The organism is Methanospirillum sp., assembly GCF_035406105.1.
Taxonomy (GTDB): Archaea; Halobacteriota; Methanomicrobia; order Methanomicrobiales; family Methanospirillaceae; genus Methanospirillum.
This window is the reverse complement of record NZ_DAONKG010000080.1, coordinates 1-9,937: the sequence shown is the minus strand read 5'-3', so window position 1 is coordinate 9,937 and position 9,937 is coordinate 1. Positions and strand designations below refer to the sequence as shown.

General features: G+C 43.9%; 11 protein-coding genes and 1 pseudogene. 7 read left to right on the top strand and 5 right to left on the bottom strand.

Going from position 1 to position 9,937, the window contains the following annotated elements:
• Together PLA23_RS06345 and PLA23_RS06340 are read right to left on the bottom strand one after the other, a co-directional pair.
• Positions 1-101 (bottom strand): annotated as a pseudogene (locus tag PLA23_RS06345) (IS701 family transposase); the annotation flags it as partial.
• Entirely contained in the window at positions 70-1,077 is a 1,008-nt protein-coding gene (locus PLA23_RS06340; RefSeq protein WP_324331010.1) for a hypothetical protein, read from the bottom strand. The pseudogene PLA23_RS06345 and the gene PLA23_RS06340, both read right to left, overlap by 32 nt.
• Before the next feature lie 287 nt (positions 1,078-1,364).
• Between PLA23_RS06340 and PLA23_RS06335 the strand changes: the two genes are divergently transcribed.
• The 3 genes from PLA23_RS06335 to PLA23_RS06325 all read left to right on the top strand — a co-directional run bounded on the left by PLA23_RS06335 (position 1,365) and on the right by PLA23_RS06325 (position 4,648).
• A complete protein-coding gene (locus PLA23_RS06335; protein WP_324331008.1) occupies positions 1,365-1,733 on the top strand; it encodes a response regulator in 369 nt (122 codons plus the stop codon).
• Positions 1,734-2,249: 516 nt separating this feature from the next.
• The gene (locus PLA23_RS06330; protein WP_324331006.1) at positions 2,250-3,014 is read left to right on the top strand and encodes an FHA domain-containing protein; all 765 of its coding nucleotides are present in this window, start codon (positions 2,250-2,252) and stop codon (positions 3,012-3,014) included.
• A gap of 5 nt (positions 3,015-3,019) precedes the next feature.
• Positions 3,020-4,648: a serine/threonine protein kinase gene (locus tag PLA23_RS06325; protein WP_324474486.1), complete on the top strand. Its 1,629-nt coding sequence runs from the start codon at positions 3,020-3,022 to the stop codon at positions 4,646-4,648.
• On the opposite strand, the gene PLA23_RS06320 is transcribed toward PLA23_RS06325, so the two are convergent.
• Complete coding sequence (locus PLA23_RS06320) at positions 4,638-5,135, bottom strand: hypothetical protein (protein WP_324474484.1); 498 nt, start codon at positions 5,133-5,135, stop codon at positions 4,638-4,640. The two genes, PLA23_RS06325 and PLA23_RS06320, sit on opposite strands and share 11 nt — an antisense overlap.
• A 229-nt stretch (positions 5,136-5,364) precedes the next feature.
• Between PLA23_RS06320 and PLA23_RS06315 the strand changes: the two genes are divergently transcribed.
• From PLA23_RS06315 to PLA23_RS06300, 4 genes are all read left to right on the top strand, one after another.
• Positions 5,365-5,826: a hypothetical protein gene (locus PLA23_RS06315; RefSeq protein WP_324331000.1), complete on the top strand. Its 462-nt coding sequence runs from the start codon at positions 5,365-5,367 to the stop codon at positions 5,824-5,826.
• A 321-nt stretch (positions 5,827-6,147) separates the two neighbouring features.
• Positions 6,148-7,425: a COG1361 family protein gene (locus PLA23_RS06310; protein ID WP_324474481.1), complete on the top strand. Its 1,278-nt coding sequence runs from the start codon at positions 6,148-6,150 to the stop codon at positions 7,423-7,425.
• A gap of 11 nt (positions 7,426-7,436) precedes the next feature.
• Complete coding sequence (locus PLA23_RS06305; RefSeq protein WP_324331929.1) at positions 7,437-8,120, top strand: ABC transporter ATP-binding protein; 684 nt, start codon at positions 7,437-7,439, stop codon at positions 8,118-8,120.
• Positions 8,117-9,301 (top strand): ABC transporter permease, encoded by a 1,185-nt coding sequence (locus PLA23_RS06300; protein WP_324331928.1) that lies wholly within the window; start codon positions 8,117-8,119, stop codon positions 9,299-9,301. The genes PLA23_RS06305 and PLA23_RS06300 overlap by 4 nt, the downstream gene beginning before the upstream one ends.
• Before the next feature lie 132 nt (positions 9,302-9,433).
• Here the strand turns inward: PLA23_RS06300 and PLA23_RS06295 are convergent, their stop codons facing one another.
• Positions 9,434-9,703 carry an NAC family transcription factor gene (locus PLA23_RS06295; protein ID WP_324474479.1) on the bottom strand — a complete coding sequence of 90 codons (270 nt, stop codon included), beginning with the start codon at positions 9,701-9,703 and terminating at the stop codon, positions 9,434-9,436.
• Positions 9,696-9,937 (bottom strand): cupin domain-containing protein (locus tag PLA23_RS06290; protein ID WP_324474477.1); only part of this gene is annotated, 242 nt, incomplete at its 5' end. The genes PLA23_RS06295 and PLA23_RS06290, both read right to left, overlap by 8 nt.

Below are 9,937 nucleotides of genomic sequence, written 5' to 3'. Positions count from 1 at the left end.
GTTGAATAACAATCAGCTGCTTTTACACACGAAACGTCACAGCGAGCAGCGATTAGGTAATTGATATAATCAACATCTGAAGGTTTGATCGTTACAGGCACGTATATTATTGGTGTTGTCAATATATATAGATCTTTCTATAATAAAAGTTAACTGCGTAACTCCTATCTTACATACAAATCCCGTGAATTCTTTTTCTGAAATCCTGAAAGCGCCTTCATGAAAGGTTTGCAACCCGCTCTTCTTTTTGATATATGTCAGTGCCGCCTCAATTACTGATCTCTCCTGTATAGACAAAGGAATCATTGAGATGTAATAAGAAAAACGGTTCGGAAGTGATCCAATGATACGAACCTTTATCATCTCATGATAGAGAGAGTATGAAAAAATGATATTATCACCAGAAATATCCCGATCATCTGGTAATGGTTTTTCAATCGAAAAAATAAGGGGAGACGTACCCGCTCTCTGTCCAGAAAAATAAACCTTCATACCATTGCGAAGTTCTATCTCCTGTGGTATGGGATTTGATACAGGAACGATTGATCGGTTCTGTAATTTTTTCACAAGTATCCGGATATCATTCTCCGAAAGACGCAGGAATGTTCTAATATTCTCAAATGTGCTGTGAGTAATACTCACCACGTCGTCCGGACCGCGAATATTAATGGAACGAACAAAAGGATCATCAACAAGTGGTTGAATCGTACCAAATCCACGGGCATCCCGATATATGTAATATTTACATATTCGTATTGTATCCGGCTTTAATGAGGGAAAGAGTTTTTCTGTTTCAATTTCGAACTGTCGGGAAAAATCCTTAATGAAAAAATGACTCCTTCTTTTATCCTGAAATATCTTTGAAAAATGGAATCGTAAGGAACGTACGATATTCCACCCTTCCTGGTTCAGTTCCGGCTCCTTGATGTGGTATTCGTAAAAGAAAGGTCCTGTCTGAACAATGGATATGAATACCGGAGAGTCAGGAATCTGGTACTCGGAAGCTATGATGGGAGAAAAATTCTCTCCCTGTATGCTTTGTACCCCTTCCATGACTATTCCATGATTAAAACTCATTCTTTTTCTCTTCTCATGTAATAAAAAATTAAATTTTATATTATTTATTCAGTGAATAATCTCTTCCATAATATTTCGTTTTATGCAGTCAAAAGAATTATGATATATTCTTTTTAAATATGTGTTTATATCTCTGATGCCAATCCTATCAGGAAATACTAAAATTAAATTTATGTTTCATTAAGTAAAAAATTATGGTCTAAAGACGGACGGGCATTACATGTTCAGCAACCCGGTACAATTCAGCAGAATATAGGTTTGGCGTTGTCGCATAACTCCTGATATATATGTCCGGCATACTCATTATTGAAGATACAAAAGAAGACCTCGAGAGGGCGAGGGATATCCTCACCGGTTCAGGGTACCAGGTTACCGGCATAGCACCAGATGGAGAATCAGGGATTGAAAAATACTGTGAGATCTCTCCTGATCTGGTGATTATTGATCTCATCCTTCCCGGGATGAATGGGATTGATGTGCTGCACGCTATCCGGAATGAGAATCCAAATGCCCGGATCATTTTATGCACATCTGCCGGTCAGGGAACGGTCATTGATCTTGCAATGAGATCTGGTGCGAATGGTTATGTCGTAAAACCATATGATCCTGAAATCCTGCTCTCTGCGGTGCGAAGAATTTCAGGTAGTCCTGGATAAGATAATCCTGATACCCTTTTTTTGTCCTTTTGGACTGCTCGTGCAGAAGAATGTCACGCAATATGTAGTCATATAATAAATGTTGAGGTAATTTAAAAAAGTTCTAAATCTCTCTCCATGGGATGATATTTCTTCACCAGCCACTCAGCCCAAAAACCTCAAACGACTCATTCAGGTGCAATGGAAAAGGGGAGGTGCCAGGATTGGTACGAGTGATAACAGATATGCGGCTCTCTCAAGGCGATGCTCTGTGCATGCATGGATCGGTTGTAACGGTATTGAGACACCTGCCCGGTATGAATGCCCACTGCATAACAATGTTTACCTTTCGAGATATTAATATTAACTATTCTTACGCATTAAAAATTTTTAATACATGGTTCAAATGATCCCTTCAGCTCTCTCCATAAGGATTCATGCTGTACACTGAAAATTATCTTTGTTTGTGGAAATTTCGAACACCATGCTACAGAAAAGACATTATCTTCCAATACGCAAACACCATAGTACCTGATAATGACAGACAATACCATTCAGGGCAGACGAGACCCTGAGTATCTCGTTGAGATGTCAGAATACCTCAATGCCCTTGCAAATCCTGTCCGGCTGCAGATCCTCTCCTCTCTTGAGACCCGGCCAATGGAGCTGAAAGAGATTGCCACTATCACCAGGACCAGTTATGAGAATATCAGGAAACATATCGATAAGCTTCTTCTTGCAGGACTTGTCCGCAAAGAGGCCGGTATGAGCTCTGAAACCATGACCGGAATCCATCCGGTATGGAAATATTCACTTGCACCCGGCGGAATGGAACAGATCATCACAAACCTTTCCATGTTCTCAAAAGTACCCCTGACAATTACACATGCAGATCTCGCACGTCAGCTCAGCACCATCAGAAAAGACATCAGCACCCGGTTTAAAGTGACTTCGCCCTGTCTGTATCTTACGTCAGGGCCGCAGGAAGGGAAGATATACCCCCTCAAGGGGGAGAAGATACCGCTTGGCAGGGTCGATCCGACAGATCTCAGTTTTGCAAAGATGGAGAGCAGCATCGTGATGCTTCCGCAGGAATATAAATCAGTCTCCCGCATCAGCAGACCTCATGCACGACTCTATCAAAAAGATATTTGGGAGATCGAAGACTGCGGGAGCACATCAGGGACGTTTATTAATACCGAACCACTCTCACCACACTGCAGAAAACAGATTAGGGACGGAGATATCATCATCCTGGGAACCGGGAATATGTCAGCCAGGTTCCTATTCATTACAGAATAATCTCATTGACCAAAATACCAATGACAAACAGATTCATCCTCCTCTGTCTCCTTCTTGCAATCGGACTGACCACTTCGTTCGTACCAGTCCAGGCAGAGGAAAAGTCCGATGTTAATACCCAAGAATATCGTGATTTAGCAGGATCTGATAGAAATATGACCCCCTATCCCGAAAGGTGGCAGTATCCTGATCCAGAATTTTCCAATGGCAGAGGAATTCCTGAGCCTGAACCAGGCCCGAAGATCCTTCCTCTTCAAGGGTGGCAGGTACCCGTACTATCAATCGGAGTCAGTCTTGTCATACTGATGGTCATGATCATCGCCGGAATGGTGATCGGAACGCAATATATGTATATCTGCGCAAATAGAGCAAGATATTTGATGACCGCATGCCATATCATCAGCACACTCCTTATCGCGATATATATCGGAGTATTATATGGTATCCGTTCTGGAGAGGGGGCCATGGATCCCTTTGTTCATACCATGTATGCCACCTTTGGAATCCTGCTATATCTCGCACTGTCATCAATAATTCAGGCAATATCACTGATGCGAATCCGCCCCCTCGTTCCTTTGCATCAGGCCCATATACTCTTCTCCGTCATCGCGATTATTCTCATTCTTTCCATCCGTATTCCGCTTGCTTTTGCTCTTCAGATCAATATTGTAACCGCTTTGACGATTATAACGCCGGGTGCAGCCTTTTCACTTATTACCACACATTTTATTCATAAAAGGGAAAATCCTGCCCCAGTCGGCAGTCCTGATCTGACGATTACCAGGTCACTTCCTCTGATATCAGAAGAGCTCCCTCCTTCTTTCCCTGAAAAATTAACCGTGAAATATCATGACATATCTGTCATCGGAAGTGGCGGTATGGCGATTGTGTATCGTGCATACAGATATTCCGACGGTGCGGTAGTTGCGCTCAAAATTCCGTTTTCTGCCGATGAAACAAGTGGAAAGACATTCTTAAACGAGATGGCCGTCTGGCGTGATCTCTCCCATCCACACATTGCACGTATTACGGATCAGAATATCTTTCCTGTTCCGTATGTGGAACTCGAATATATCTCCCGATCACTCAAAGATATCACACTTCCTGTATCACCGTCCCGTGCTCTTTCAATCATCAGCCAGATCAGCTCTGCCCTCAGGTATGCACATGAAAAGGGAGTCATCCATCGGGATATTAAACCGGGAAATGTACTCATTTCAGATGATGGAACGATAAAACTTACCGACTGGGGTCTTTCACGGCTTATTGATCGGAATGATGATACGAGAAATACGAGTTTCTCCCTGTATTATGCCAGTCCTGAACAACTTGCCCCTGAAAAATACGGATATGGTGATCAAAGAACGGATATCTACCAGCTTGGTATCCTTCTGTATGAACTGATTTGTGGCACTCCGCCGTATGGAACAGCAAATCTTGGTGAATTATACACGAGGATTCAGAAGAATGAGTATGTTCTCCCCTCACTGGTAAAACCAGAACTAAAGCCATTTGATGAAATTATTGCGAAATCTCTGCAGGTTGATCCAGACGATCGGTATCAGACGATGGATGAGTTTGAGACGGTACTTCATCTCCTGTCTGAAATGAAATCAAAAGAATTTATGGGATGATTTCAGAAATTGTAAACGATTCGCCAATTCCTGCCCTCAGGCTTCCCACTGAAACAGTATATGTTCTTCCGGTATACAATATCCCATCAATCATCCCGCTTTTTGTATAGATTGCCCCTTTTAGTCGTTCACAGGTACTATCACCATGACAGGAGCTCACATCAACCGATCTGTTTCTCATGGTTATGGTAAGGATGAGTTGATCCCGTCCGGTCTTTCCACCGGCAGTTGATGATGAGAAGAACATACAGGAATTTCCATTGCACGGGGACCAGATGATATCATTTCGTTCCTGAAGAAATGTAATCGCCTGTTCCTGCCTGACCATGCCATTCTTTGACGATTCTCCTTCTTTCATCAGAGAAACCTTGAGTATCTCATCATTTCCAATATCTGTCAGATGAAATGTTATCGCCCCGTCTCGATCATCGGTATTCTTATCGGCAAATCCTGTGCAGAAGATTAAAAAGAAACAAGATGATATCAATGCACAAAGGAAGATTCTCCTAAATATCACTCCTGGTATCATATTCCATATCATATGTACAGTACCTGATAATAGCATGGTGCAGGTATTGAGAAATAATAAATTCTGAACCAGATGGTTGGATATTGTACCGACTGGTTTCGAGTTATTTATCTCTCTTTTTTTCAATGACTGATATGCAACGAAGCACAGGTCATCAGGATAGATGATCTGAATCAGGAGACTGAACATGATATTCCGATCACATATCCGTATGGCACTGCTCATCGCAATGGTGATGAGTATTCCGATCTGCACGGTTCTTGCGGATGATAAACCACAGACGCCCCCAAACGGACCCCCGGATGGTGGTTTTGATCATCTGGTACAGAACCTGAGTGAGCAGGGCTATGATGTTTCGAAAATCAAGGCCGCAATTGACAGTAAAGATGATGATACTGCCAGAAAGCTCCTTGATGAGTTCTTTGCAGCCCATCCGGAAGCAAAACCAAAGCGGCCGGAGATGAGCGGAGATCAACTCAAAACCATAATCCAGGAACTCAAAGAGAAGGGGAAGGATGTATCGCAGATAGAGGCGGCACTTACCGGTGGAAACAACACAAAAGCCCAGATGCTTCTGGATGAATTCTGGAAGAATAATCCTGATGAGCGCCCTGCCCCGAAAAACCCCGGTGAAAAACCACCACAGTAAGATGATGAACCTCTTCGGATCATCACTCTTTTTGGAAAAATCAGAACGAATCCATAAGATTCTATCCGCAGCGGTATCAGACTTGCGGATTTTGGTTTTGAAATATCCTGGATACCGCAATCCGCCACTATGCCGATACTTCCTTTCATGATGCAATACAGAAATAATGGGAGTATTTTTCAACCATACCGTTTCATGAGGTTCATTATGCATAAAAGACAAAAAAAACCGAATTTAATTCATAAATGCGGAGATACAAAGATATCCTCTCTCCCTCACCTTCTGCTGTGGGCTACACTGCTCTGTTGTATCATCATATGCATGCACCCGGTCCTTGGGGCTGCAACAAACGAGACCATTGAGGCAGCCGGTAGAGTAACCGTCACTGATGTTACTATCGAACCATCCGTTCTCATGACAGGTGATGTGGGGCTTATCACATTTACCGTAGAAAATACCGGCCAGTCAAACGTGGCAATCTCCGATGCCCAGCTGGTCTCAAAGGATATCGTTGTCCTCAACAGCGATGTCTATAAGAGCAGTCGGGTCATCGGTTCCGGGACAAAGACAAAATTTACGTTCACTATTCTTGCAAACCAGCCGGAAAATATCTACTATCCTGCGTTCTATATCAATTACAAGGATGCAGGAAGTCTCCGGTACAATGTTCCTGTCCGGGTTGAAGAACCACAGCTTGCAGTATCAGTGTCCGGTATTCCCCAGGTATTTACCAAAGGAGTGACCACGAGACTTACCCTCCTTGTAGGGAATGCAAAAAGTGTGAATATGACTGGTATTACTATACTCCCGTCAGGAGAAGGAATACAATGCAACCGGACATCTGCTTTTATTGGTGATCTTCCTCCCCATTCAGAGAAGGCAATTCTCTTTGAGGTAACCCCTTCACAGGAGACCGATCTTACCTTTCATATCAGTTATACCTGTGGGATGAATACCCATGAGACCGCGTACTCCATCCACATACCACTTGGAACCGATAAACTCGCAGCAGATCCTCTGATCAATAATATCGAGATCACCTCCGGAACCAGGGGAAACACAATAGCCGGAGATGTCTCAAATGCAGGGCTATCTGATGCATATGGTGTTGTTGTTGCTCTTGAAAGTGCAGCAGATGAGTCAGGAAACCCGAATCAGAAGTATGTTATCGGAACGATTTCATCAGGAGACTTTGCAAGTTTTGAGATCACGGTCCCTCAGAATATGAGGACCATCCCACTCGTCATTCTGTATAAAGACTCATCCGGCAACCAGTTCTCAAAGAATATTTCCATCGATACACAGGAGGTAAATGGCGGGTCTGGTTCGATTCTGAATAGTGCAACCGGCAGCTTTCCGGGTAATGGAAACCCGCCATCCGGATTCCCGTCTGGAGAGCCATCAGGACAGTCAGGAAAATCAGGTCCCTCTGGAAGGACAAATCCCATGAATCCCCTCTCTGGCATGGGATCAGGTATGAGCAGTCTGCCGGTTATGGAGATCCTGTATGGTATAGGTATCCTGCTTGGTATCGTGATCATCTGGAGGATCTGGAAGAGAATGACCAATGGCAGAAAGATTCGGTTCAGATTTAAGTAGCTGGTGACAGAATGGCAGATGAAGTGATCCGTCTTGACCAGATCACCAAGATATATCCCCTTCTTTCCGGAGATGTTGTGGCGTTAGATAACGTCTCGCTCTCCATACAAAATGGGGAGTTTGTCGCTATCATCGGTCCCTCAGGATCAGGAAAATCAACCCTTCTAAATCAGCTTGGTTGTCTGGATGTGCCGACATCCGGTGATATTTTTATCGGCGGGAAGAGTATTACCCGGATGAACGACTATGAATTGACCAGACTCCGGCTTATGACCATCGGATTCATCTTTCAAAAGTTCAATCTTCTTCCCCTGTTGTCGGCATATGAAAATGTTGAGTATCCATACACGCTGAAATATCGCAAAAAAGACACAACCGGGCGTGTCTCAAAACTTCTTTCTCTTGTCGGGATTCATGAAGATCTTGCCAGACATAAACCAAATGAATTATCCGGCGGACAACAACAGCGTGTCGCAATCGCCCGTGCCCTCGTGAATAATCCAAAAATACTCCTGTGTGATGAACCGACCGGAAATCTGGACTCCAAAACAGGCATTCTTGTCATGAGTATCCTTAAAAGATTGAATAAAAAGGGAAAAACGCTTATCATTGTTACTCATGATCCCGCGATTGCAGCACAGGCTGATCGGATCATCACCATCCGTGACGGACGAATAGCGGAGGATGGGTCATGACACATGACATCATCGTTGCAATGGCAGTCAGGAATGTCAAAATCAATCTTCTTCGGTCAATCCTCGCTGCTATCGGGATTACTATCGGAATTATCTCCATTGCCTGTATGGGTATGCTTGGGTCTAATATGACCGCATCGGTAACTGAGTCTCTCTCTGCCATGGCAGATAAACTGATTGTAAGTCCATACTCAGGCAAAGGAGGCGGCGGAGGACCTCCGGGGATGTCTTCAGGAACTGATAACCTGACTAAAAGTCAGTATAAGCAAATCGTAAAGATTGCAAGTAAATATGGATATGTCTATGGTGTCCATTCGATACGGGCGAAAGTGAAAAAGGGGAAGGATGAATGGAATACGCAAGTGTATGGCCTTGAGGTTAGTGTTATGAAGACTATTCTCAATAATCTGACATCCGGTGGATATCCAAGTAGTGATAATTCCGTGCTCATCGGGGCACAGTTTGCAGAAGATAATGACCTTAAGGTAGGCAGCAGGTTTACCGTCGGAGGAAGCGGCGTGAAAGTATCCGGCATCGTCGAATCACGGGGCATGTCCATGGATGTGAATACTGATAATGCCGTCATCATGACAAAAACCATGTATGAATCCTCCTTTGGGGCAAAAGATGAGTATAATCAGGTGAATGTCGTCCTGAATGACATAAATGATGCTGATACTGTGACGGATGATATTGATTCGCAAATGAACCGAAGGGAAGAGACGGTGCGGGTGCAGGACAGTAGCCGGATGGTCTCCATGATCTCATCATCCGTTACGACGATAACCAGTTTTGCAACCCTCATTGCGAGTATATCACTCCTGGTTGCTGCGGTTTCCATATTCAATATCATGATGATGTCTGTCACCGAACGGATTCGCGAGATTGGGATCCTGCGGAGTATTGGGACCCAGAAACGGGAGATTTTACGGATGTTTGTCTATGAGGCAACCCTTATTGGGATACTTGGCGCCACTCTTGGCATGATTCTCAGCCTGATTATGGGGTATTTCTTCATCCACATCATGATAGGAAATACAAAGTATTTCTTCACATATGGTAGTCTTATCCATCTTCCGTATGCAATGGCAGTAGGCCTTATCATCTGTATCCTATCCGGCCTGTATCCGGCGTGGCGGGGAGCCCAGATGGATCCGATAGAAGCACTTCGGGCTGAGTAGAGGATAACTGCAACGCACGTATGATTGCATTGATGTCATCTGGAGACAGATTCCATTCACACGCGACTTACAGGAGGCCGAAAAAATCAGTACGATGTGAGATATCTGTATCATCCGGGTTATATCCGTACGTTACCCCTGCTTAAATGCCTCCAGCAGACCTTCTGCATATGCATCTTCTTTTTTCGTCGGAATATAATTGAGAACCTTTGCCCGTTTCAATAATTCGACTTTTATATCAGCATCACCAGCCAACCCGAGGTTTTTCACCTCTTCAATAATATATTCAAGCTGATTGATACCAGTTGCCTTTCCATCAACCAGTATCTGTTTGATATCAATCGATCCCGGGACGATTCCGCCACACACCCTGCAATAAACACCGTCCTTTTCGTCACTCATCTGAGTTCTCCCTGATCATGGTCAGCATCATTTTAAACCTCGTAATCGCACTTAATGCATGGGGGATGTGTGCCGGAAAAATAATCGTCTCCCCTGCTTTCATGGGTGACGTGACACCATCAACCCAGACCTCACATTCTCCGTCAAGGATGGTTACGACCGCATCATAAGGGGCAGTATGCTCTGAAAGTCCTTCATCCTCGTCAAATGAAAAAAGAGTGATAGAACCAGCCT